Origin of the sequence: Pantoea alhagi, from assembly GCF_002101395.1 — a bacterium.
In the GTDB taxonomy this organism is placed as follows: domain Bacteria; phylum Pseudomonadota; class Gammaproteobacteria; order Enterobacterales; family Enterobacteriaceae; genus Mixta; species Mixta alhagi.
The window spans coordinates 1522554-1545284 of the sequence record NZ_CP019706.1; the positions used below are offsets into that span (position 1 = coordinate 1522554).

At 54.0% G+C, this 22731-nt stretch carries 23 protein-coding genes; 10 read left to right on the forward strand and 13 right to left on the reverse strand.

All coding sequences use genetic code 11. The annotated features are described in order from the left end of the window. Nucleotides 1-109: 109 nt before the first annotated feature. Both B1H58_RS07095 and B1H58_RS07100 read left to right on the forward strand, forming a co-directional pair. Nucleotides 110-1192 carry a LacI family DNA-binding transcriptional regulator gene (locus B1H58_RS07095; protein WP_085068991.1) on the forward strand — a complete coding sequence of 361 codons (1083 nt, stop codon included), beginning with the start codon at nt 110-112 and terminating at the stop codon, nt 1190-1192. 289 nt (nt 1193-1481) lie between these two features. Next, on the forward strand, nt 1482-4580 hold the full coding sequence (locus B1H58_RS07100) for a beta-galactosidase (protein ID WP_085068993.1): 3099 nt from the start codon (nt 1482-1484) through the stop codon (nt 4578-4580). A gap of 49 nt (nt 4581-4629) precedes the next feature. On the opposite strand, the gene fliR is transcribed toward B1H58_RS07100, so the two are convergent. The 13 genes from fliR to fliF form a co-directional block, all read right to left on the reverse strand. After that, nucleotides 4630-5415 (reverse strand): flagellar biosynthetic protein FliR, encoded by a 786-nt coding sequence (gene fliR / locus B1H58_RS07105; RefSeq protein WP_085068995.1) that lies wholly within the window; start codon nt 5413-5415, stop codon nt 4630-4632. Nucleotide 5416: 1 nt separating this feature from the next. Then, on the reverse strand, nt 5417-5686 hold the full coding sequence (fliQ, locus tag B1H58_RS07110; protein ID WP_085068997.1) for a flagellar biosynthesis protein FliQ: 270 nt from the start codon (nt 5684-5686) through the stop codon (nt 5417-5419). An 11-nt stretch (nt 5687-5697) separates the two neighbouring features. Further along, nucleotides 5698-6456: a flagellar type III secretion system pore protein FliP gene (fliP, locus tag B1H58_RS07115; protein ID WP_085068999.1), complete on the reverse strand. Its 759-nt coding sequence runs from the start codon at nt 6454-6456 to the stop codon at nt 5698-5700. Next, complete coding sequence (gene fliO / locus B1H58_RS07120) at nt 6453-6809, reverse strand: flagellar biosynthetic protein FliO (RefSeq protein ID WP_085069001.1); 357 nt, start codon at nt 6807-6809, stop codon at nt 6453-6455. The genes fliP and fliO overlap by 4 nt, the downstream gene beginning before the upstream one ends. 25 nt (nt 6810-6834) lie before the next feature. Further along, nucleotides 6835-7239, reverse strand: coding sequence for a flagellar motor switch protein FliN (fliN, locus tag B1H58_RS07125; RefSeq protein ID WP_085069002.1), 405 nt, complete (start codon nt 7237-7239; stop codon nt 6835-6837). Then, complete coding sequence (gene fliM, locus B1H58_RS07130; protein ID WP_085069003.1) at nt 7232-8245, reverse strand: flagellar motor switch protein FliM; 1014 nt, start codon at nt 8243-8245, stop codon at nt 7232-7234. The genes fliN and fliM overlap by 8 nt, the downstream gene beginning before the upstream one ends. A 5-nt stretch (nt 8246-8250) precedes the next feature. Further along, nucleotides 8251-8760: a flagellar basal body-associated protein FliL gene (fliL, locus tag B1H58_RS07135; protein WP_085069005.1), complete on the reverse strand. Its 510-nt coding sequence runs from the start codon at nt 8758-8760 to the stop codon at nt 8251-8253. A gap of 139 nt (nt 8761-8899) precedes the next feature. Next, nucleotides 8900-10039: a flagellar hook-length control protein FliK gene (locus B1H58_RS07140; RefSeq protein WP_085069007.1), complete on the reverse strand. Its 1140-nt coding sequence runs from the start codon at nt 10037-10039 to the stop codon at nt 8900-8902. After that, nucleotides 10036-10485 carry a flagellar export protein FliJ gene (gene fliJ / locus B1H58_RS07145; protein ID WP_085069009.1) on the reverse strand — a complete coding sequence of 150 codons (450 nt, stop codon included), beginning with the start codon at nt 10483-10485 and terminating at the stop codon, nt 10036-10038. Before fliJ ends, B1H58_RS07140 begins: the two co-directional genes overlap by 4 nt. After that, the gene (fliI, locus tag B1H58_RS07150; protein WP_085069011.1) at nt 10482-11870 is read right to left on the reverse strand and encodes a flagellar protein export ATPase FliI; all 1389 of its coding nucleotides are present in this window, start codon (nt 11868-11870) and stop codon (nt 10482-10484) included. The genes fliJ and fliI overlap by 4 nt, the downstream gene beginning before the upstream one ends. Beyond that, on the reverse strand, nt 11867-12568 hold the full coding sequence (locus tag B1H58_RS07155; RefSeq protein WP_085069013.1) for a flagellar assembly protein FliH: 702 nt from the start codon (nt 12566-12568) through the stop codon (nt 11867-11869). Before B1H58_RS07155 ends, fliI begins: the two co-directional genes overlap by 4 nt. Then, entirely contained in the window at nt 12561-13547 is a 987-nt protein-coding gene (gene fliG, locus B1H58_RS07160) for a flagellar motor switch protein FliG (protein WP_085069015.1), read from the reverse strand. The genes B1H58_RS07155 and fliG overlap by 8 nt, the downstream gene beginning before the upstream one ends. After that, a complete protein-coding gene (fliF, locus tag B1H58_RS07165) occupies nt 13544-15208 on the reverse strand; it encodes a flagellar basal-body MS-ring/collar protein FliF (protein ID WP_085069017.1) in 1665 nt (554 codons plus the stop codon). The genes fliG and fliF overlap by 4 nt, the downstream gene beginning before the upstream one ends. Nucleotides 15209-15505: 297 nt before the next feature. On the opposite strand from fliF, the gene fliE reads away from it, so the two are divergent. The 8 genes from fliE to B1H58_RS07205 all read left to right on the forward strand — a co-directional run bounded on the left by fliE (nt 15506) and on the right by B1H58_RS07205 (nt 22696). Continuing rightward, a complete protein-coding gene (fliE, locus tag B1H58_RS07170) occupies nt 15506-15835 on the forward strand; it encodes a flagellar hook-basal body complex protein FliE (protein WP_085069019.1) in 330 nt (109 codons plus the stop codon). 132 nt (nt 15836-15967) lie between these two features. After that, complete coding sequence (locus B1H58_RS07175) at nt 15968-16873, forward strand: CheR family methyltransferase (RefSeq protein WP_085069021.1); 906 nt, start codon at nt 15968-15970, stop codon at nt 16871-16873. Continuing rightward, nucleotides 16870-17919 (forward strand): protein-glutamate methylesterase/protein-glutamine glutaminase, encoded by a 1050-nt coding sequence (locus B1H58_RS07180; protein ID WP_085069023.1) that lies wholly within the window; start codon nt 16870-16872, stop codon nt 17917-17919. Before B1H58_RS07175 ends, B1H58_RS07180 begins: the two co-directional genes overlap by 4 nt. Before the next feature lie 59 nt (nt 17920-17978). Further along, nucleotides 17979-18368: a chemotaxis response regulator CheY gene (gene cheY, locus B1H58_RS07185; protein WP_085069025.1), complete on the forward strand. Its 390-nt coding sequence runs from the start codon at nt 17979-17981 to the stop codon at nt 18366-18368. Between the two features lie 5 nt (nt 18369-18373). Continuing rightward, on the forward strand, nt 18374-19015 hold the full coding sequence (gene cheZ / locus B1H58_RS07190) for a protein phosphatase CheZ (protein WP_157130153.1): 642 nt from the start codon (nt 18374-18376) through the stop codon (nt 19013-19015). Between the two features lie 2 nt (nt 19016-19017). Further along, nucleotides 19018-20163 (forward strand): flagellar biosynthesis protein FlhB, encoded by a 1146-nt coding sequence (flhB, locus tag B1H58_RS07195; protein WP_085069029.1) that lies wholly within the window; start codon nt 19018-19020, stop codon nt 20161-20163. Continuing rightward, nucleotides 20163-22271 (forward strand): flagellar biosynthesis protein FlhA, encoded by a 2109-nt coding sequence (flhA, locus tag B1H58_RS07200; protein ID WP_085069031.1) that lies wholly within the window; start codon nt 20163-20165, stop codon nt 22269-22271. Before flhB ends, flhA begins: the two co-directional genes overlap by 1 nt. After that, nucleotides 22268-22696: a flagellar protein FlhE gene (locus B1H58_RS07205; RefSeq protein ID WP_237172459.1), complete on the forward strand. Its 429-nt coding sequence runs from the start codon at nt 22268-22270 to the stop codon at nt 22694-22696. Before flhA ends, B1H58_RS07205 begins: the two co-directional genes overlap by 4 nt. The last annotated feature ends 35 nt before the right edge of the window (nt 22697-22731 follow it).

The following is a 22731-nucleotide window of genomic DNA, read 5'->3' on the forward strand; positions in this document are numbered from 1 at the left end:
GAACGTTGTCCTGGTTTACTCATCCTGGTTTTTACTTTATTCACCGCCCGGCATACTATTCCGCCATGAGTGACCGAACGGTCCGCGCGAATCTATTAAGGAAGCCGGGATGAAAGCGAAGTCGACAACCCTTTATGATGTGGCACAGTATGCCGGCGTCTCTTACCAGACCGTTTCGCGGGTAATAAACCAGGCAGAAAACGTGTCAGAAAAGACCCGGCTGCGGGTGGAAGCGGCAATGGTGGCGCTGAATTACGTGCCTAACCGTGTGGCACAGCAGCTGGCGGGTAAAACTGGTCACACTATCGGGCTTGCGACCTCTGATCTTTCGCTGCATGCGCCGTCGCAAATTGCCGCCGCCATTAAATCCCGCGCCGGTGAAGAACGTTTTAACGTGGTGATCTCTATGACTGAAAAAAGCGGGCTGGAGGCGGCGAAAGCGGCGATTAACAGCCTGCTGGCGCAGCGGGTAGATGGGATGATCGTGAATATTCCGCTACAGGATGAAGAGGCGCAAAGCCTGGCGGCGCTCTGTCAGGATGTGCCGGCGCTGTTTCTGGATGTCTCGCCACAGCTGGACGCCAACAGCGTCATTTTCGATCCTGACCAGGGCGCACGTTTGGGCGTGGCGCATCTGCTGGAACTGGGGCATCGGGAAATTGCGCTATTGGCCGGGCCGCGAAGTTCAGTTTCGGCGCGTTTGCGCTTTGAAGGCTGGCAGCAGGCGCTGGCGCAACAACAGCTTCAAGCCACGGCGGTAATGGAAGGAGACTGGAGCGCGCTTTCCGGCTATCAACAGGTGACCCGTCTGTTGAAAGAAGGCCTACAGCCCGGTGCCATTCTGGTAGCTAACGATCAAATGGCATTAGGCGCGCTACGGGCTATCACTGAAGCGGGCCTTAAAGTACCGCACGATATATCGGTTATCGGCTATGACGATACCGCCGACAGCGCCTGCTTTATTCCCCCACTGACCACTATTAAGCAGGATTTCCGGACGCTGGGTAAAAACAGCGTGGCGCGGATGATCGAAATGATCCATCAGCCGGATGCGCCGATCCGTTCCGATCTGCTGCCGGTCAGCCTGGTGGTGCGCAAAACCACCGCCGCGCCGGGAAGAGAAACGCTTTCTCCGCAGGCGCTGTCAGAGGCGCTCATGCAGCTGGCGCGCCAGGCGGCACGTCTGAAATAGTCGCCCCGAGGCGCTGATCCCCTGACAAATCAGAATAATATTATTATATATTTCATAATCTTAGCCAATTCTCCCCATTATCCATTTAGTTGCGGGTCAGGCCACGGCCTCGCCCGTTTGCGGCAGGCTGATGCCAGCAAAGCCGCCCACCAGCCCCTTTTCGGTTTTCCCTTCCACGATTATTTGTGAATCCCATCACCAATCCTGGCTACGTGCCTTTACTTCGCCATCAGTCAAAACCATATTGCCATCAAATGTGAGCGCATCACAAAAGCATAAGGAAAAGGATATGACGGTAAAAGCTGGCACCTCTGCCGCCACGCTAAGCGCCATCCTGGCACGCCGCGACTGGGAAAACCCGGCGGTAACCCAAATAAATCAGCTCCCAGCCCATCCGCCGTTTTGCAGCTGGCGATCGCCTGAGGCGGCGCGGAATGATACTTCTTCCACCAGCCTGCGGAGCCTGAACGGAAGCTGGGCTTTTAGTTATTTCCCTCGACCGGAAGCAGTGCCGGAAAGCTGGCTGCAACAGGATCTGACTGACGCGGATGATATCCAGGTGCCTTCAAACTGGCAGATGCTGGGTTACGATGCGCCAGTTTATACCAATGTGGCCTACCCGATTCCGGTTAACCCACCCTTTGTTCCGGCAGATAATCCAACAGGATGTTACTCGCTCACATTTTATGTGGATGAAAACTGGCTCGCCACTGGTCAGACACGGATTGTTTTTGACGGCGTGAATTCCGCCTTCCATTTATGGTGCAACGGCCACTGGATCGGCTATGCCCAGGACAGCCGCCTGCCTTCTGAATTCGACCTCAGCAACGTGTTGCAGCCCGGCGCGAACCGCCTGGCAGTTATGGTACTGCGCTGGAGCGACGGCAGCTATCTGGAAGATCAGGATATGTGGCGCATGAGCGGCATCTTCCGCGACGTGTCGCTGCTGCATAAGCCCCACACCCGCATTAGCGATCTGCAGGTGGTCACCCAGCTTAATGAAAGTTTTAGCCATGCCGAGCTTAAGGCGCTGGTAGTGGTTAACGGCGCGTCGCTGTCGGGCGTGCAGGTTACGATGCAGCTCTGGTTCGGCGAAGCGTTACTGGGCGAGCGTCAGCAGCCGCTCGGCAGCGAGATCGTTGATGAGCGCGGTGCCTGGAAAGATCGCACCACGCTGCGCCTGCCGGTCTCCGCGCCAAAGCTCTGGAGCGCCGAAACGCCCACGCTTTATCGTCTGGTGGTGCTGCTGTATGACCGTAGCGGTACATTGCTGGAGGCGGAGGCCTGTGATGTTGGCTTCCGTAAGGTAGAAATCTCGCAGGGTCTGTTGAAGCTGAACGGCAAACCCCTGCTGATCCGCGGCACCAACCGCCATGAGCATCATCCAGAGAACGGTCAGGTAATGGATGAAGAGACCATGCGCCGCGATATTCTGTTGATGAAACAGCATAATTTTAATGCGGTACGCTGCTCGCATTATCCGAATCATCCACTCTGGTACCGACTGTGCGATCGCTACGGACTGTATGTGGTAGACGAAGCCAATATCGAAACGCACGGCATGGAGCCGATGAACCGCCTCTCCAGCGATCCCGTCTGGCTGCCCGCAATGAGCGAGCGCGTGACGCGCATGGTGCAACGCGACCGCAATCATCCCTCCATCATCATCTGGTCGCTGGGCAATGAGTCGGGACACGGCGACAATCATGATGCGCTTTACCGCTGGATTAAATCTAACGACCCGACGCGACCGGTGCAGTATGAAGGCGGCGGCGCTAACAGCGCGGCTACCGATATTATTTGCCCGATGTATGCGCGTGTCGATCAGGATCAGCCTTTCCCGCAGGTACCGAAGTGGTCGATAAAAAAATGGATCGGCATGCCGGATGAGCATCGTCCGCTGATTCTGTGCGAATACGCACACGCCATGGGCAACAGCTTTGGCGGCTTCCATAAATACTGGCAGGCGTTTCGTCAGTATCCACGTCTGCAGGGCGGTTTTGTCTGGGACTGGGTCGATCAATCACTGACCCGCTATGACGATATCGGCAAACCCTGGGCCGCTTACGGCGGCGACTTCGGCGATAAGCCAAACGATCGTCAGTTCTGTATGAATGGCCTGGTCTTTGCCGATCGCACGCCGCATCCGGCGCTATTTGAAGCGCAGCAGGCGCAGCAGTTTTTCCGCTTTACGCTGAACAGCACGCAGCCGCCAGAGCTGGAGATCAGCAGTGAATACCTGTTCCGCCACTGCGATAACGAACAGCTGATCTGGACGCTGGCGCAGGAAGGCCGCACTCTGGCCAGCGGCACGATTCAGCTGGATATTGCGCCTGAAGGCACGCAGCTGATTACCCTCAGCGATCTGCCTGCGATCACCGCCAGCGGTCAGGTATGGCTGACGGTGCAGGTGCAGCAAATTGCCGCCACCGCCTGGTCTGAGGCAGGACATATCTGCGCCTGGCAGCAGTGGCAGTTGGCCTCGCCATTAACGCTGCCCGCTGCGTCGCACAGTGCGGGCGAAGCTCCCGAGCTTCACGTCAGCGAGCACGCCTTTGATATTCAGCTTGGCGCACAGCGCTGGCAGTTCAGCCGGGAAAATGGCCTGCTGACACAGTGGTGGAAAGGTGGGGAAGCGGCGCTGCTAAAGCCATTAGAGGATCAGTTTACGCGTGCGCCGCTGGATAATGATATTGGCGTTAGCGAAGCCGCACGCATCGATCCCAACGCCTGGGTAGAGCGCTGGAAAGCGGCCGGTTTCTATCAGATGGAGCCGCAGCTGGAACGGTGCGTAGCAGAGCGTCTCAGCCGTGAAGTACAACTGCATACGGTGCACAGCTGGCGCTATCAGAACCAAATCCTGTTTATCAGCCGTAAAACGTATCGCATCGACCACACCGGCGAACTGCATATCAGCGTGGATGTGGATGTCGCGCCAGGCATCCCGGCGCCGGCACGTATCGGACTTACCTGCCAGCTGGCGCAGGTGCAGCCGCAGGTAAGCTGGCTCGGCCTTGGCCCGCATGAAAATTATCCAGATCGCAAACAGTCCGCCCGCTACGATCGCTGGCAGCTGCCGCTGGCGGCGCTCTATACCCCGTATGTATTTCCCAGCGAGAACGGCCTGCGCTGCGACAGCGAATGGTTGCAGTATGGCGACAACGAATGGCGCGGTCACTTCCACTTTAATCTCAGCCGCTACAGCCAGGCGCAGTTGCGCGACGTTACGCACCGCCATTTGTTACAGGAGGAGCCGGGAAGCTGGCTGAATCTGGACGGGTTCCATATGGGCGTAGGTGGCGATGATTCCTGGAGTCCCAGCGTCTCGTCGGAATATCTGCTACAGGACAACCATTATCACTATGACGTGAGCTGGGTGCGTGTTTAAGGTCAGTAAACAGGTGATCAGTGCCGCAATAATAAGGTTGCGGCCTTTTTTAGCCCAATCTGAACAGCAGCATAATCTGCGAGAGGCGGGTAAATACCATTTCCATTAGATGATAAAAGTAAGGCGCGAAATAATTCATTAACGGCAACATTACCAGCATCCCTACGCCGAGCGTCAACGGAAAACCCACCACAAAAATGGATAGCTGCGGCGTCAGGCGGTTCAGTAATCCAAGCGTCAGGTTGATTGCCAGCAACAGCGTGATCACCGGCAGCCCCAGCGCAATGCCGAACTGAAAAATCAGGCTGCCGGAAGTCGCAATGGCACTAAATGCGTCGCGGTTCAGCGGCGCGGTGCTTATCGGCAGCAACTGAAAACTTTCCGCCAGCACTTCCAGCATCAGCAGATGACCGTTAAACAGCAGAAACAGCAGGATGGCCAGCAGATTCAGCAGACGGGAAACCACCGGCATATTATCGCCGCCGTTAGGATCGTAAAACATGGCGAAAGAGAGGCCCATTTGCAGCCCGATGATCTCACCGGCATAGCGCACGGCAACAAACAGTAACTGGATAGTCAGGCCCATCGCCGCCCCGATCAGCAACTGCTGGCAGCCGACCCAAAGCCCCATAATGGAGATCAGTGGAATAGCGTCATCAGGCAGATTTTGCCCCAGCAGCAGGGCGATAATCGCCGCCAGCCCCACCTTAACCCGAGCGCTGATCGACTTGTCATTAAATACCGGCGCGGTGCTAAACAGCGCCAGCACACGCATCAGCGGCCAAAAGTAGTGGCTCACCAGCAGCGGCAGCGCATCCAGCGACAGGCTTTGCATATCAGCCAATCATCTGAGGAAGAGTAGTATAGAGCGCCCGCATATAATCCAGCATCGTTGAGAGCATGCCCGGTCCAAGCGCGACGACCACCGCAACAATCATCAGGATTTTGGGAATAAAACTCAGCGTCATTTCATTGATTTGCGTGGAAGCCTGTAAAATACTGACGATCAGGCCGGTGACCAGTGCCGCCAGCAGCAGCGGCGCGGCCAGCATGAGTCCTACCCGGATGGCCTGAAAACCCATCGCCATTACGCTTTCTGGCGTCATCTGTTATCCCGTCAGTTGATAAAAGTCTGAGCCAGCGAACCCATAATGAGCTGCCAGCCATCCACCAGCACAAACAGAATCAGCTTGAACGGCAGAGAAATGGTGGCGGGCGGCAACATCATCATCCCCAGCGCCATCAGCACGCTGGCGATCACCAGATCGATAATCAGAAATGGAATGAATACCGCGAAGCCGATTTGAAAACCGGTTTTTAGTTCGCTGGTAACAAAAGCGGGCAGCAAAATACGCAGCGGCACCTCATCCTGACTGGCGTAGTTATCTACCTTCGCCATGCGGGTATAAAGCGCCAGATCGGCTTCGCGCGTATGGCTCAGCATAAATTCACGCATCGGCTTCGCCGCGCGCGGCAGTGCCTCTTCCATGGTGATCTTATCCTGCGACAGCGGCAGCCAGGCATTCTCATACACCTGATTAAATACCGGCGACATCACAAAAAAGGTAATAAACAACGCCAGCCCCAGCAGCACCTGATTAGGCGGCGTGGAAGGCGTACCCAACGCATTCCGCAGCAGGCCCAGCACAATAATGATGCGGGTAAACCCCGTCATCATCAGCAGGATGGCAGGTAAAAACGTCAGAGAAGTGAGCAGAACCAGCGTCTGGATCGGCAAAGACCAGCTTTCGCCGCCGCCGCCCCGCGTCAGCAGGATATCGCCGTTGGCGGCCAGGGCCGCATGCGGCAGCAGCAGTAAAGACCACAACGCCAGCGCCAGCCGGCAACGCTTTACGGTAAAAATGAAAGAACTCATTGTTCAGGTTCCGCTTTGCCGCGTTTCAGCAAGCGCCTTAGGGTAAGCTGAAAATCTGGCGCCGCCGCAGCCTGTGCCTCAGCGGGGTGAGCAAGGCGGCTAAGACGGGTTATCGCGCCGGGCGTAACGCCCAGCAGCAATCGTTGACCATCTACCTCTATCACCACCAGACGCTCGCGCTGGCCGAGCGAATGGCTGCTTTTCACCACGATCGCCGCTCCCTGCGTGCGGCCATGACTGACAAAGCCACAGCGACGCGCCAGCCAGGCACAGAAAATAATCAGCAGGACGACAATCGCCAACGCGCCGCTCACCTGAGTGATCAGCGAGAGGGTGGTAGAAGTATCATTCATAACAGATCTGCATTCCGGTTAGCCGTCACCTGCTTAAACGCTGCATACGTTCAGAAGGCGTAATAATATCGGTGATACGAATACCGAATTTATCGGAAACCACGACGACTTCGCCCTGGGCGATAAGGTAGCCGTTAATCAGAATATCCAGTGGTTCGCCAGCTAAACCATCGAGAGTGACCACTGAGCCCTGGCTCAGACGCAGCAACTCTTTGATGGTCATTTTGGTACGGCCCAGCTCCACGGTCATTTTTACCGGGATATCAAGGATAAGCTTGAGATCTTCGCTAAATGCAGCAACCTGTGTGTCTTTTGTTATAACCGGTGCATTAGCCTGACTTTCCGTAGTCTGCTGCTCGGCTAACGCTTCCCCCCAAAGGTTGTCTGTAGACTGATCGTCAGTCTCCGACGGCTGTTTTGCGTCACTCATGGGGATATTGCTCCTTATTTGATGACGGTAAATTAGGCTTTAATAGTTTCTCGATTTTAAGAGCATATTGACCGTTAACAGAGCCATAGCTGCCCGAAAGAACCGGGAAACCATCAACACATGCTTCAATATTTTCCGGCTTGTCCAACGGAATAACATCGCCCTTTTGCAGCGCGAGAATTTTTGACAGGCGTGTTTGTATGTCGGTGAAATTCGCCACCAGCTCCAGTTCGGTATCTTTTACCTGCGAAGCCAATACCGTGCGCCACTGAGCATCTTCCTGCTGCGAATTTTCCAGTGGCGGATTACTTAATAGCTCACGCAGCGGTTCAATAATGCTGAAAGGAATACAGATATCAAATTCGCCGCTTTGCGAACCTATTTCCACATAAAAGGGCGTGGTAACTACAATATCGTTAGGGGATGAGGTGATATTAGTAAATTTAACCTGAATCTCAGCGCGCACATATTCAGTTTCTAATTTAAAAATAGAGCTCCAGGCGTAATCATAAGCTTCCAGCGCCATCGACAACATGCGCTTGATAATACGCTGCTCGGTTGGCGTGAATTCACGTCCTTCCGCTTTGGTGAGAAAACGCCCGTCGCCGCCAAACAGGTTATCAACCGCCATAAAAACCAGGCTGGGCGAGAAAACAAACAGTGCTGTTCCGCGTAGCGGATTCATATGCACTAAATTGAGGTTGGTCGGCACCGGAAGATTACGGGCAAAGTCATGGTAGGGCTGTATTTTTATATTACCAGCGGTGATATCCGGACTGCGTCGTAACAGATTAAACAGCCCCATCCGAAACTGCCGGGCAAAGCGTTCATTAATAATCTCAAGCGAGTGCAGACGTTCGCGTACCACGCGGCGCTGAGTGTTGGGATCGTAAGGCTTGATGGTTTCATCGCCAGTCAGCTCTTTCTCGACTTTTTCAGGTTCACTACTGCCGCCGCCGTTGAGCAAGCGATCAATTTCAGCCTGCGATAATATGCTGTCAGACATAAGCGTTACCGTAATATAAAGGCGTTAAACAAAACATCCGTAACAGTCACTCCTGGTTTTTCATCAAGAGGCATGTTTAATATCTGTTTAATATCCTGGATTAATTGCGACTTGCCTTCGTTAACCGATAACTCTTCCGCGCTGCGTCCGGAAAATAGCATTAATAAACGGCTGCGTACTTCCGGCAAATATTTTTCTATCTTTATTTTATCTTCTTCATTACTTACGCGCAGCGTTAAGCCAATATAAAGAACGCGATCGAACTCTTCACCGCCAGGCTTCAGGCTAACGGTAAAGGTATCCAGCGGGACATAAACGGGTGCTACCGGCTCAACAACTTCGATGACCTCAGGCGGCGTATCATCTGACAACAGGCGCGCCTGCATATTTTTCATTTCGTACATAGTCCAGGCGGCGATGGCACAGGCAGCTATCGCCAAAAGTAAAATGAAAAAAATAAATAACGATCTTGCTTTACTTTTCCCTGTCGTCGTCGACTTTTTTTTATTTGACATCGAATTAACAATTCCTGTTATAAACTACCTGACGCTCAATGAGACAGATCCATTGAATAGCAAATTCTATTACAAGCAAGCCCCTGAACAATGCCTCAAAAAGAAGTAATTAGTGATGGTAAATCATTGACGTTATTCTTCAGGCAAAAATGCTTATTCCCATAGGAGAGTAAATTCGCTGAGGCGTAATTTCCTCTTCCACTTCGATTAGCGGTTCTACACCAGTCTCTTTTTGAGAAGGAGAAGATTGCCCTGAGCCAGAATCTGCTGAAGAACCCCATGCTGCAGCGCTATCATGACCAACGCTGCCCTGATCCAGCTGAATTCCCGCTTCGGCCAGCGAGGTACGCAGATGAGGCATCGCGGTCTCCAGCACAGCGCGCACCGGCTGATGATCGGTAATGAAATGTAATTGAACCTGATCCTGATCCAGCCGCAGCTTGATCTGTAACGGCCCTAAATGCTCAGGATGCAAACGCAGCTCGGCATGATGAACGCCATTGCGGGTAAAGGCGTTAATTTTCTGGCTAAGCGCCTGCTGCCAGGCTGGCGATCCAACTTCCGGTTCCAGCACACCATACGCGACCGGTAGCAGGGTGCTGGACGTAGAGGATGCAGCAGCGGGTGTTGCCAGCGATACCGGAGAGGTAGCGGGTGCGGCGGTAAGAGGCACTGTCTGCACACGGTTATCAACGGGCAGAACAGCGTTGTCACCTTCACCTTCAAGCCCCTGCGCTACGCCGATAGCTTGCTTGATAAAGGCGTCAGGGGCAGAGCTTTGCTGCGTCTTCGGCTCGGCAGGCTTTCCGCTGTGATGAGCGGCCTGCGGGCTGGCGATCATACGCAGCATCTCGTCGGCAGAGTTTTGACGCGCCGTTTGCAATGAGCCTTTTTCTGTTGTGACCTGAAGCGCATCGGTGTCATTGGTTAGCGCATTGCCAGGCTGCGCGATTTGCGGTGCGGCGACAGCTTTAGCCAGGCTGGCCATAGCGGGTTGCCCAGCGGCTATTGTTTCTGCCACGGCTGCAGACGGCAGAGAGGCAACCATGGCATCAGGCAGAACGACCGGCATCAGCCAGGCCGCAACCGCATCAACCTCCTCTTCGTTCAGTTTGTCGCTGGCTGGTCGTGGCTCTTTTCCCTGTATAAGGGGCATAAGCCTGTCCGTAACCGCAGCGAGTTCACTATCCAGCACACTGGCGAAACCGGTATCGATACTGTTGCCTGACGTCGCTGCGGGGGCCGCACCCGGCAGGGAGGCGATGGTGTTAATCATCATAAACCGCTATTCCTTAAGCTTGCGCGCTGCGCGAATTCATCCATTAACTTTTGCTCCAGACGATTTTCTTTCGCCTGCTTTACACTATCGGCCCGGCTCACCAGGGTTTCAAAGGCATTCAGCCGTCGCTTATCTTTTTTCCAGCGATCCAGCGCCTGATCGACCGACTGCTGGCAGGCAGCAACATGGCCGGTATGCTGTTTAACAACCCGACCAAGCGACGAGATAAAAAATTGATGACTGAGCAAGTTGATCACCGGCATGCCGGTAGCTGACATCGTTGTCTGTAACTGTCGCCCATATTCCTGCTCATAGCGGGTTAACTGCTCAAGCTGTGCGGCGGCATTGGCGTGAGCCTGGCGCACCTTGCCAAGCTGGTTCGTGGTATCGCTTAAGGTCTGTTCCGCCAGTTCGCACAACACCTTCATTGGGGAACGCTGTGTCATTCGCTACTCTCCTTCTGGTGGTCAGGTAAATCGGGAAACAGCGCAGAGAGCGCGGCGAACGAGGCTTCATATTCGCTGCGTTCATAAATTCCCTGCTGCAAGAAATGCTCCATTTGTGGATAAAGCTCAATCGCCTGATCCAGCAAGGGGTCGCTGCCGGCGGCGTAGGCGCCGACACTAATCAAATCGCGGTTACGCTGCCAGGCAGAAAGCAGCTGTTTGAAACGCTGTACTTTTTTGTAGTGCTGGGGTGGGATCAGCTCGGTCATGGCGCGGCTGATAGAGGCTTCAATATCGATGGCGGGATAGTGTCCCGCCTCCGCCAGCCGACGCGACAGCACCACGTGACCATCCAGAATCGCACGGGCCGAGTCGGCAATCGGGTCTTGCTGATCGTCCCCTTCGGTGAGTACGGTATAAAACGCGGTAATCGAGCCGCCTCCCTGCACGCCATTGCCGGCACGCTCCACCAGCGCAGGCAAGCGAGCAAAAACCGAAGGCGGATAGCCTTTGGTGGCGGGAGGTTCGCCAATTGCCAGCGCAATTTCACGCTGCGCCATCGCATAGCGGGTTAACGAGTCCATAATCAGCAATACGTTTAACCCCTGGTCACGAAAGTCTTCCGCGATGCGCGTCGCGTAGTCGGCTCCCTGCATCCGCAAGATAGGTGAAACATCGGCCGGTGCGGCGATTACGACAGCACGGCTTAGCCCTTCTTTCCCCAGGATATTCTCAATAAAATCTTTAACTTCTCGGCCACGCTCGCCAATCAGCCCAACCACAATAACGTCCGCTTTGGTATAGCGCGCCATCATGCCAAGCAGCACCGATTTCCCCACGCCGGAGCCGGCAAAAAGCCCCATTCGCTGCCCACGCCCGACGGTTAACAGGCCATTAATAGCGCATACGCCCACGTCCAGCACAGACTTGATCGGCTCACGCAGCAAAGGGTTAAAAGGCATGGAAAAAAGCGCGCCGCGCTGGCGCGTTTCGGGGGCAGGCAGGTTGTCCAGCGGTCGGGCGCGCGCATCCAGCACCCGGCCCAGCAATGCCTCTCCCAGCGGTAACATTTTGCCTTTGGTCGTGCCGGTATCCGGGGCATAAATTCGCGCCCCCGGCAGAATGCCATCCGTATTCTCCAGCGGCATCAGATAAAGCAACTGTCCGTTAAAGCCGACAACTTCGCTTTCCACGCTGTCGCCGCCGTGCGCGCTGTCACGCTCTATCCGACACAATGTGCCGATCGGCAGCGTTAAGCCCACGGCCTCTAATATCAGGCCGGTAGCTCGCGTTAATCTGCCGTAGCGGCGTATGCCGGATAAACTCGCCATCCGCTGTTCTTTGTCATCAATGGCCTGCAGCCACCGTGCAAGTCGCTGGCTCATGCGCCATAATCCTCACGGCTGAGCTGACACAGCGCCTGCCAGCTACTGGAAACGGTGGCATCCAGTTCGCATTCTGCCGAGGTGATGCGGCAGCCGCCGGGCAACATATCGTTATCGGCGCGCAGCTCCCAGCCCTGTTTCGCCAGTACGGTACCCAGTTGCTCCTGCACCGCCGAAAACTCGTCGGCATTTACCCAGAGCTGAACAGGCCCCTGGAACAGCGGCTCCTGCTGCAACAGCGACTGGATTTTCTCCAGCAGCAGGTTGTTGTCGAAAGCCAGGTTTTTACCCAGGGTGGCACGGGCTGCTGCCAGCGCCAGTTGCACCAGACGCGACGGAATCACCTTCTCAAGGTTATCAATCGCCGCCTGGAACGAGTGCAACAGCTCGGTAAATTGCGCCGTGGTTTGTTGCTGGCGTTCTCTGGCTTCTGCCAGACCCTGCTCAATGCCGGCCTGATGCCCCTGTTGAAAACCCTCCTGGTGCCCCTGTTTACGACCTTCCTCAATGCCCTGCGCCAGGCCCTGCGCCAGACCTTTTTGTTCTGCCTGGCGTCGCAGCCGTTGCAGCTCTGCCTGCTGCTGCTCTGGTGTCGATTCGCTGTCCATGATCTGCACATCGTCAGACAGCATATCTGCCTTACACAGATCTTCGGGCTGCCAGATCTGCCAGCCGGTTAACTGCTGAGGATCAGACATAGACATCCTCGCTGCCGCCAATGTTAATTTCACCGCTTTCCGCTAAGCGGCGTACAATCTGCAGAATGGTTTTCTGTTCGGCTTCCACCTGCGACATACGTACCGGCCCGCGTGCACTGAGATCTTCGCGCATAATATCGGCCTGACGCTTCGACATATTGCGGAAGAACTTATCGCGCAGCGGCGCCTCCGCCCCTTTGAGGGCAATAATCAGCGTTTCGTTATCCACATCCTGCAGGATACGCTGGATACTGCGATCGTCGGTCTCAAGCAGATTTTCGAACAGGAACATCTCGTCGATAATTTTCTGCGCCAGCTCATGGTCAAATTCACGTACCGCCTCAATAGCTGCTTCTTCCTGCTGCGATTTCATCAGGTTAAGGATTTCTGCAGCCGGACGAACCCCACCCATTTTGCTGCGTTTGAGGTTCTGGCCGTGTAGCAAATTATTCAGCACTTCCGTCAGTTCCTGCAGTGCCGCAGGCTGTACGCCGCCGAAGGTGGCTATACGCAGCATGATGTCGTTACGATCGCGCTCATCAAAGCGCGTCAGCACGTCCGCCGCCTGGGCGCGTTTCAGATGCACCAGAATGGTAGCGATGATTTGCGGATGTTCTTCATGAATCAGTTCAAATACCGCCAGCGGCTCCATGAAGTTCAGCGTTTCAATGCCGCTATTATTGCCCTGGGTATCCAGCAGATCTTCCAGCAGGCTGGAAGCGCGCTCTTCACCCAGCGCCTGTATCAGCACATTGCGCAGATAATCGTTGGTATTAACGGTAAGCGCGGCGAAATCGCCCGCATCGTTCTGGAACTCTTTTAGCACTTCAGCCAGTTGTTCATGGGTAAAGCCACTCATGCTGACCATCGCGCTACTGATTTGCGTTACTTCATGGGTATTGAGATGACGAAAGACCTCCGCAGCACGCTCTTCGCCGAGCGTTAGCATGATGATCGCGCTTTTTTCGCATGCATTCATGATGACTGTTCCTTATTCATCCACTGACGGAGTACCAGAGCGATAACCTGCGGGTCCTGCTCAGCCATACTGCGCAACTGCTGTACATTGACTTCGGTTTCCACACGCTGCTGCGCTTTCGCCTGCTCACGCATTTCTGCTTTACGTAGCTGTGCATCCAGCCTGGCCTGACGCGCTTCCTTTTCCAGTTCGAGACGCTGTAGCGCCAGCTCCTGATGCTTAATCCAGAAAGGCTGCAGCATCTTGCGCCATAGCACCAATGCCACCAGCAGCACCAGCAGATAGCGACCCGCGATCAACATCGAATCGATAAAGACAGGACGCAGCCAGAACGGCGTTTCCGGCTCGGCCGGCTCATCAGTAAACAGGGAGTTGACTACGTTTAAGCTATCGCCGCGCTCGCTGGAGTAGCCCATCGCCTCTTTAACCAGCGCCTGGATCTTCTCCATTTGTTCTTTATCCAACGCGACCGGCTTGCCTTCCTTATCCAGCTGATAGTTCACCACTACCGCCACCGAGAGACGTTCGATCGTGCCGGGGCTGCGTTTGGTATGGATAAGCGTACGGTTCAGTTCGTAGTTGGTGGTTTCATCTTTTTGGCGACTGTAAGGCTGAGTTGGTACGGCCTCGCTCTTAGCGCCCGTCTGTGCATTATTTGCCGCAGCGGGTTGCTCAATCGGCGCGGAAGGGGGAGCGGAGGGCTGATTGCTCAGCGCGCCCGGCACGCCGCCCGGCGCTGCTTTATTACCCTGCTCGCTGCTGTTGATTTGACGACTACGTACGGCCATGTTTTCCGGCGCGCTGTTCGGCTGATATTGCTCTGCCGTTTGCTCATGCGTAGTGAAATCGATCTGCGCGGTGACCTGTGTTTTGACATTGGCCGCCCCTACCACCGGTGCCAGGATAGCCTGAATACGTTGGCGGTAATCCGCTTCGATCTCATTGATATATTTAAGCTGACTGGTCTGGATCGCCTGAGCGCCGCGCTGAGTCAGCAAATTACCACGCTGATCGACCAGCGTGACATTATCGGCATTCAGGCCGGGCACCGCGCTGGAGATAAGCCAGCTAATCGCATTAACCTGCCCTGCATCCAGTGAGCGGCCCGCATTTAAATCCAGCGTTACCGAGGCGGAAGGTAACTTTTGCTCGCGTACAAACAGCGTTTGCTTAGGGATCGCCAGGTGCACGCGCGCGCTGCGTACCGGGCCCAGTTTCTCAATGGTGCGCGCCAGTTCGCCTTCAAGCGCGCGCTGGTAGTTAATCTGCTCGTTAAACTGGCTAAGACCAAACTTTTCCTGGTCGAGCAGCTCGAAACCCACCTGTCCGCCTTTTGGCAATCCCTGCTGGGCCAGTTTCAGGCGGGCCTCATATACCCGATCGGCCGGTACCATGATGGCACCGCCATGCTCCTGAAAACGATAGGGCACGTTCATCTGTGTCAGCTGCGCGACAATGGCACCGCCATCTTCATCGCTGATATTGCTATACAGAACACGGTAATCGGGAGTTTTCGCCCAAAATAACAGCGCAATAATCACTGATATAAATGCAGCGGCAAGAATAATAAACAGAAAGCGAGGATTCGCACGAAATCGCTCTACCATCGAGGTAAAGTTCAATTGGGTTTTAGGTTTACTACTGTTATCACTGGCATCCATGCGGTCATCCTACCTGAATAAAAGATGATGCAATCTGCACCATAAGCCATTAGTCTGCGCGCCAGTTCCGATACCAGTATTAACAGGCGGAATGCCTTTTACCGGCAACGCGCCTTTAAGGATTATCCTCCATTTGATAAAAATATTAAGCGCTAATAAATGCGAGCTTATGTGGGCTATTTGCATTATCTGCCACATTCAAAAACATGATATTCTCAATATTAATCAGAAGTTAATAAAAGGAAAAAACCTGGTATGACGTTCGCGTCTGTCAGCGTTTATTTATAAGGGAATGCTATGTCAATCCAATCTACAGGTGTGCTGGAACAGATTCAATTTCAGGCGAATAAGATTTCAACATCAGGAAATAGCCTGTCTGTTCATGATACAAAAAATAGCGAACCAGTATCATTTTCCGGCCTTTTACTTAACAGCCTTAACAACATTAGCCAGTTACAAAACCATTCCAAAAGTTTGTCAGAAAATTACATGACTGGCACCCCGGGAATTGGCCTCAATGACGTCATGGTTTCCATGCAAAAATCTTCCATTGCGCTCAATCTGGGCATCCAGGTTCGTAACAAATTAGTGAGTGCTTATCAGGAAATAATGAATATGTCCGTGTAACGGGAAACGTTCATTATTTATTTCAGGCATTTCTTACCTGGCTGACATCGCAATCGGCAGCCCTCTCTGCGGTATTTATTATCCGTCATCAGAGGGTTGCTTTCTGCCACAGGCTACGCGTTGGTTTCGAATATGACTGCTCTCTGCAGAAAACAGCGCAGTAAGACAAGTGAAATCATTCAATTGAACAATACAACTGTGAATATCCAGAGCGACTTTGTTTTAACCGGAGCAGAACTGCAAAAAATCACCGCGCTGATTTATCAGCGCGCAGGCATTGTGTTGACGCATCAAAAACATGACATGGTTTATAACCGTCTTACGCGCCGCTTGCGTCAGCTGGGCATGAAAACCTTTACCGCTTACTTAAATTTGCTGGAGTCAAATCCCTTTAGCGATGAATGGCAACAGTTTATTAATGCCCTGACAACCAATCTGACCTCTTTTTTCCGGGAGGCCTATCATTTTCCCGTTTTGGCTGAACATGCCCGCTCAAGGCAGAGCAACTATAGCGTTTGGTGTACCGCCGCTGCGACAGGCGAAGAGCCCTGCTCTATCGCTATGACGCTGCATGAAGCGCTGGGACCCCATCTCAACGGTCCATGTATCTGGGCAACGGATATTGATACCGAAGTGCTGGCAAAAGCTAAAACAGGCGTTTACCGACATACGGATATTCAAAATCTGACGCCAGAACAAAAACGCGCGTGGTTTTTGCGCGGTACCGGCGCGCAGCGCGAGCAGGTTAAAGTGAAGCCCGCGCTGCTCTCCACCATTCATTATCAACAGCTCAATTTATTGTCACCTGAGTGGCGTGTCCCCGCCCCCTTTGATACCCGCTTCGACGCCATATTTTGCCGTAATGTCATGATCTATTTTGATAAACCAACCCAACTTCGCATTCTGCAACGCTTTGAGAACATGCTAAAGCCGGGCGGCCTGCTGTTTGTCGGTCATTCAGAAAACTTCAGCAATATAAACGGGCCATTTCGTCTGCGCGGACAGTCGGTTTACTGCCTGACTCAGGAGCGAGCATGAATAAAATCAAAGTTCTTTGCGTTGATGACTCGGCGCTAATACGCAGCATTATGAGCAAAATCGTTAATGAACAGCCCGATATGGAAATGGTGGCGACGGCCCCCGACCCGCTTATCGCCCGCGATCTGATCAAGCGTCATTCGCCTGACGTCCTGACGCTGGATGTAGAGATGCCGCGCATGGATGGCCTGGATTTTCTGGAACGCCTGATGCGCCTGCGTCCGATGCCGGTGATTATGGTCTCTTCCCTGACGCAGAAAGGGTCAGAAATTACTCTCAATGCGCTGGAGCTGGGCGCCATTGATTTTGTTACCAAGCCTCAGATGGGGCTGCAGGACGGCATGCTGAAATATAGCGAACTGATCGCAGATAAAATTCGCGTGGCTGCCCGGGTGCGTAATTTTCAGCGCTATAGCGAAACCTCTGCTCCGGCACGCCTGCCAGCCAGCCCCTTAATCGGCAGTGAGAAAATCATTGCTATCGGCTCATCGACCGGCGGTACTGAAGCATTGCGTCAGGTATTAACCGCCATGCCGCTTAACTGCCCCGGGATCATGATCACTCAGCATATGCCTGCCGGTTTTACCCGCTCCTTTGCTGAACGGCTGAATAAGTTATGCCGAATTACAGTGAAAGAGGCGGAAAACGGTGACCGGATTTTGCCCGGTCATGCTTATCTGGCTCCCGGCGGCATTCATCTTGGACTGACCCGTAGCGGAGCGAACTATCACGCCCAACTGCAGGATCTCCCGCCGGTAAACCGCCACTGTCCTTCCGTGGATCTGCTTTTTCATTCCGTCGCGAAATATGCCGGGAAGAATGCGGTCGGAGCGATTTTAACCGGTATGGGTTATGACGGTGCGCAGGGAATGCAGGCGATGCACCAGGCGGGTGCCCGTACCCTGGCGCAAAGCGAGAGAACCTGCGTGGTGTACGGCATGCCGCGCGAAGCCGTTGCACTCGGCTGTGTGGATGAGATTGTCGATATCGATCAGATGTGTCAGCACATCCTGAGCAATGTGGTCGGGCAGGCGCGCCGTATATAGCAGTTTATCAACATGACCAAACCCTGTTATTTCACTTTCACTATGGACAGACAATAAAAATGGCAGACAAGAATTTACGTTTTTTAGTGGTCGACGATTTCGCAACCATGCGTCGTATTGTGCGTAATCTTTTAAAAGATTTGGGCTACCACAACGTAGAAGAAGCAGAAGACGGCAACGATGCGATGGGTAAGCTACAGCTTTCACCGTTCGATTTTGTCATCAGCGACTGGAATATGCCCAATATGGATGGCCTGGAACTGCTCAATGAAATCCGCAAAGACGAACGCCTCAAAACGATACCGGTGCTGATGGTGACGGCGGAAGCCAAAAAAGAAAACATTATTGCGGCGGCGCAGGCGGGTGCCAGCGGTTACGTGGTTAAGCCTTTCACCGCCGCCATACTGGAAGAAAAACTGACTAAAATCTTCGAAAAACTGGGATGGTAGGAAGCATGGAAGCAGAGCAGAATGCGCAATCAGCTGAAAACTTAAGGATTATTTTCTCACAAATTGGACATCTGACGCGTCAGTTACGTGACAGCCTGAATAATTTGAGCCTCGATCGCGCCATTATGGATGTGGCAGAGGTGATGCCAGACGCCCGCGATCGCCTGAATTATGTGGTCAATAAAACCTCACAGGCTGCCGATCGGGTACTCACCTGCGTGGAAATCGCCCGCCCTTTACAGGACAACCTCAACAGCACGGCAGACAGCCTGGCGGCGCGCTGGGATGAATGGTTTGAAAATCCGATTGAGTTGACCACCGCCCGTTCGCTGGTCATCGATACGCGCCAGTTTTTAAAACAGACGCCGGATATTGCTCAGCAGACCAATCAGCAATTAATGGAAATCATGATGGCGCAGGATTTTCAGGATCTTACCGGTCAGGTGATCAAAAAGATGATGGATATGATCGCCCATATTGAGCAGGGTCTGATACAGATGCTGGTGGACAATATGCCGGAAAAACCACAGACCACCACCAACCATCCGGGCAACCTGAAAAATGGCCCACAGCTTGATCATACCAAAGCAGGCGTCGTCGCTTCGCAAGATCAGGTTGATGATCTGCTGGAAAGCCTCGGCTTTTAGCTATGTCTGAAGAAAGCGACGTAGAAAAGACAGAAGACCCCACACCCCACAGGCGGCAAAAGGCTCGGGAAGAAGGGCAGATCCCGCGCTCCAAAGAGCTGACCTCTTTGATGATGCTGCTGGTGGGATGGTCGCTAATGCTGGCAGGCGGTGAGAATGTGGTGGGACACCTTACCCATCTGTTGAAAGGCGGGCTGACATTCGATGCGCTGCTGGCGCGCGATCCGGCACAACTCTGGCTTCATCTGCGCAATCTGGGCGAACTCGCCATGAGCGCGCTGCTGCTGCTGCTGCCGGGACTGTTCCTGACCGGGTTAATGACGCCCATGCTGCTGGGTGGTCTGCAGCTCGGCGGTAAGTCTTTTAAGCTGGATCTGAAGCGGCTTTCACCGCTCTCCGGTCTTAAGCGCATGTTTTCCGGTCAGTTCGTCTCTGAACTGTTAAAGGGTTTGCTGAAAGTCACGCTGGTCGGCTGCGTTTGCGGTTTTTACCTGTTTATGCATAAGCAGCAACTGATTCACCTGATGAATCAGCCGCTGAACTATGCGCTGCGTCATTTTGGCCAGTTGATTATGGACTGTCTGCTGATGGTGATCCTGTCGCTGATCCCAATGGTGGGTTATGACGTTTTCTACCAGCTCTTCAGCAATATGAAAAAGCTGCGTATGAGCCGACAGGAAATACGTGACGAGCATAAGCAGCATGAAGGCGATCCCCATATTAAAGCGCGTATCAAGCAGCTGCAGCGTGCTGCGGCAACGCGCCGCATGATGGCGGAGCTGCCAACGGCCGACGTGGTCATCAATAACCCCACGCACTACTCCGTTGCGTTGCGTTACAAAGAGGGCGCAATGGCCGCGCCTGTTTTAATCGCTAAAGGTGCAGGCGAAACGGCGATGCGTATTCGCACCGTGGCTGAAGAACACAATATTCCGATGCTGCAGGCACCGCCGCTGGCGCGTGCGCTGTATCGTCACTGCGAACTGAATGCGCCGATTCCTACCGCCCTGTATAGCGCAGTAGCAGAAGTTCTCGCCTGGGTTTATGGCCTGCGCCGCTGGCGTAACACAGGCGGCATACGTCCAAAAAAACCCGTCAATCTTCCGGTGCCTGAAGCGCTGGATTTCAAACCTAAGAGCCAGGAATGATGACAAATTTAGCGAGCAAACTACACTTGCCGCAGTTTAAACAGACGCAGTGGCAAATTCTGGCCGGCCCGGTATTGATCATGCTGATTCTGGCTATGATGATTTTGCCGCTGCCGGCGTTCTTACTGGATATGTTATTCACCTTCAATATTGTGCTGTCACTGATGATATTGCTGGTGGCGATGTTTACACAGAAAACGCTGGAATTTTCCGCCTTCCCTACCGTGCTGCTGTTTTCAACACTGCTGCGACTGGCGCTGAATATTGCCTCCACGCGTGTGATCCTGCTGGAGGGCCATACCGGCGGAGCGGCGGCTGGCCGGGTGGTCGAAGCATTCGGTCACTTTCTGGTTGGCGGTAATTTCGCTATCGGCATTATCGTGTTCGCCATTCTGATCATTATTAACTTTATGGTCATCACCAAGGGTGCCGGACGTATTGCGGAGGTCGGCGCGCGCTTTGTGCTGGACGGCATGCCAGGCAAACAGATGGCGATTGATGCCGATTTGAATGCCGGGTTAATTGGCGAAGATGAAGCAAAACGCCGTCGTAACGAAGTGACCCAGGAATCTGACTTTTATGGTTCTATGGATGGTGCCAGCAAGTTTGTGCGTGGTGATGCGATTGCCGGTCTGCTGATTATGGCCATCAATATTATTGGCGGCCTGACGATCGGTATGCTGCAACACGATATGTCATTTGCTCAGGCTGGCGAAACCTACACGCTGCTGACCATCGGTGACGGGCTGGTTGGTCAGATCCCGGCGCTGATTATCTCTACCGCTGCTGGTGTCATCGTCACGCGTGTTGCCACCGAGCAGGACGTGGGTGAACAGATGGTCAGCCAGCTGATGACAAATCCACGCGTTATGCTGCTCTCCGCCGGTGTTATCGGCCTGCTGGGTATTATTCCGGGCATGCCCAATCTGGTGTTTTTACTTTTTACCTCCGCTCTACTCGGCACCGCCTGGTGGCTGCGCGGGCGTGAATTGCAGGCGGCGGCGATCGGCGCGCCCTTAAAAGGCTCGCTGGATCGTGATACGGCGAAAGCCAAAGCGGAAGCGGCTCAGGCGGCAGAAGCGTCCTGGGCAGACGTTCAGCTGGAGGATGTGCTGTGCCTGGAGGTGGGTTATCGCCTGATTCCGCTGGTGGATACCGCGCAAAGCGGACAGCTGCTGGCGCGAATTCGCGGTATCCGCAAGAAATTTGCCCAGGATATGGGCTTTCTGCCGCCGCCGGTGCATATCCGCGATAACCTCGATTTAGCGCCCGGCGATTATCGCATTTTGCTAAAAGGCGTTGAAATTGGTCGTGGCGCTATTCAGCCTGAGCGTTCAATGGCGATCGACCCCGGCTGTGCGGAAGGCGAGCTGCCAGGCGTAGCCTGCCAGGAGCCCGCTTTTGGCCTGCCTGCGGTATGGATTGATGAGGTACTGCGCGAACAGGCGACCATCCAGGGCTATACCGTTGTGGATCCCAGCTCGGTGGTCGCCACGCATCTTAATCATCTGATTGGTCTGCATACCAATGAACTGTTCAGCCGACAGGAAACGCAGCTGCTGTTGGAGCAGGTCAGTAAAGAGATGCCTAAGCTGGTGGAAGATTTCATTCCAGCCATACTGTCGCTGAATACCTTTCATAAGGTCCTGCAAAATCTGCTGGCGGAGCGCGTTTCTATCCGTGATATGCGAACCATCATCGATACGCTGGCCGAATTCGCGCCGGGGCAGAATGATGCCGATGAGTTGACGGCACAGGTTCGTATTCGACTTGGCCGCGCCATTACCCAGCAATGGTTCCAGAATAATCAGGAAATTCAGGTCATCGGACTGGATACAGAGCTGGAGCGATTGCTAACGCAGGCGATTCAGAACGGCAGCGCTATTGAGCCGGGCATTGCGGAAAATCTGATAGCGCAAACCGAACGCGCTATTCAGCAGCAGGAGGCGATTGACGCACCGCTGGTGCTGCTGGTCAATCAGCCGCTCAGGCTGATGCTGTCCCGCTTCCTGCGTCGCGTTTATCCACAGCTGGCAGTGCTTTCTAATCTTGAGCTGACCCACAGCTGTACGGTGCGCATGACTTATGTAATCGGCGGTAGAACGTGAAAAGAGACGCTTTTTTAACGATGCTGTTGATGGCCGTATCGTTGCCAGCCCTGGCTACGCACGGCGCCTGGAGCGCGGCAGCGGCCGGGCCGCAACTTAACGTTGGCAGACAGACTTATGCTGCGCCGCCTCTGCGGCCGGCGGCCCCGATACCGCCTGAGGCTGTACTGCGCGGCATTAGCTGGCGTATCAGTTTACTTTCACCGCCGCCGGCGAGGCTGGACATCAAGCTTTGTAGCGTAACGGCTTGCATTGCGTTGGATCGGCTGGCGGGCCAAAAAGCGGCACCGCTGCCCTTTTCCCCAGGCGAAGCATTGCGCTTTGTTTATGCGGTTAACACCCCAGGGCAGTTAACGCCGCCCGTTCGTATTGTCACTAATCAAATCACGATTAACTATCATTGGGCTAATCGATCTGACCGTTAACCAGATGAAGCGGTTGCGGGAAGGCGCATTTTATT

What these genes read in the sequence shown, in the direction of transcription:
- fliM (WP_085069003.1), bottom strand. Translation starts at nt 8,245, where the DNA reads ATGTCTGACAGCATATTATCGCAGGCTGAAATTGATCGCTTGCTCAAC.
- fliL (WP_085069005.1), bottom strand. Translation starts at nt 8,760, where the DNA reads ATGTCAAATAAAAAAAAGTCGACGACGACAGGGAAAAGTAAAGCAAGA.
- B1H58_RS07140 (WP_085069007.1), bottom strand. Translation starts at nt 10,039, where the DNA reads ATGATGATTAACACCATCGCCTCCCTGCCGGGTGCGGCCCCCGCAGCG.
- fliO (WP_085069001.1), bottom strand. Translation starts at nt 6,809, where the DNA reads ATGAATGATACTTCTACCACCCTCTCGCTGATCACTCAGGTGAGCGGC.
- fliF (WP_085069017.1), bottom strand. Translation starts at nt 15,208, where the DNA reads ATGGATGCCAGTGATAACAGTAGTAAACCTAAAACCCAATTGAACTTT.
- fliJ (WP_085069009.1), bottom strand. Translation starts at nt 10,485, where the DNA reads ATGACACAGCGTTCCCCAATGAAGGTGTTGTGCGAACTGGCGGAACAG.
- fliN (WP_085069002.1), bottom strand. Translation starts at nt 7,239, where the DNA reads ATGAGTGACGCAAAACAGCCGTCGGAGACTGACGATCAGTCTACAGAC.
- B1H58_RS07175 (WP_085069021.1), top strand. Translation starts at nt 15,968, where the DNA reads ATGACTGCTCTCTGCAGAAAACAGCGCAGTAAGACAAGTGAAATCATT.
- B1H58_RS07100 (WP_085068993.1), top strand. Translation starts at nt 1,482, where the DNA reads ATGACGGTAAAAGCTGGCACCTCTGCCGCCACGCTAAGCGCCATCCTG.
- fliG (WP_085069015.1), bottom strand. Translation starts at nt 13,547, where the DNA reads ATGAATGCATGCGAAAAAAGCGCGATCATCATGCTAACGCTCGGCGAA.
- fliI (WP_085069011.1), bottom strand. Translation starts at nt 11,870, where the DNA reads ATGAGCCAGCGACTTGCACGGTGGCTGCAGGCCATTGATGACAAAGAA.
- B1H58_RS07155 (WP_085069013.1), bottom strand. Translation starts at nt 12,568, where the DNA reads ATGTCTGATCCTCAGCAGTTAACCGGCTGGCAGATCTGGCAGCCCGAA.
- cheY (WP_085069025.1), top strand. Translation starts at nt 17,979, where the DNA reads ATGGCAGACAAGAATTTACGTTTTTTAGTGGTCGACGATTTCGCAACC.
- flhB (WP_085069029.1), top strand. Translation starts at nt 19,018, where the DNA reads ATGTCTGAAGAAAGCGACGTAGAAAAGACAGAAGACCCCACACCCCAC.
- B1H58_RS07095 (WP_085068991.1), top strand. Translation starts at nt 110, where the DNA reads ATGAAAGCGAAGTCGACAACCCTTTATGATGTGGCACAGTATGCCGGC.
- B1H58_RS07180 (WP_085069023.1), top strand. Translation starts at nt 16,870, where the DNA reads ATGAATAAAATCAAAGTTCTTTGCGTTGATGACTCGGCGCTAATACGC.
- fliQ (WP_085068997.1), bottom strand. Translation starts at nt 5,686, where the DNA reads ATGACGCCAGAAAGCGTAATGGCGATGGGTTTTCAGGCCATCCGGGTA.
- fliP (WP_085068999.1), bottom strand. Translation starts at nt 6,456, where the DNA reads ATGAGTTCTTTCATTTTTACCGTAAAGCGTTGCCGGCTGGCGCTGGCG.
- fliE (WP_085069019.1), top strand. Translation starts at nt 15,506, where the DNA reads ATGTCAATCCAATCTACAGGTGTGCTGGAACAGATTCAATTTCAGGCG.
- fliR (WP_085068995.1), bottom strand. Translation starts at nt 5,415, where the DNA reads ATGCAAAGCCTGTCGCTGGATGCGCTGCCGCTGCTGGTGAGCCACTAC.
- flhA (WP_085069031.1), top strand. Translation starts at nt 20,163, where the DNA reads ATGACAAATTTAGCGAGCAAACTACACTTGCCGCAGTTTAAACAGACG.
- cheZ (WP_157130153.1), top strand. Translation starts at nt 18,374, where the DNA reads ATGGAAGCAGAGCAGAATGCGCAATCAGCTGAAAACTTAAGGATTATT.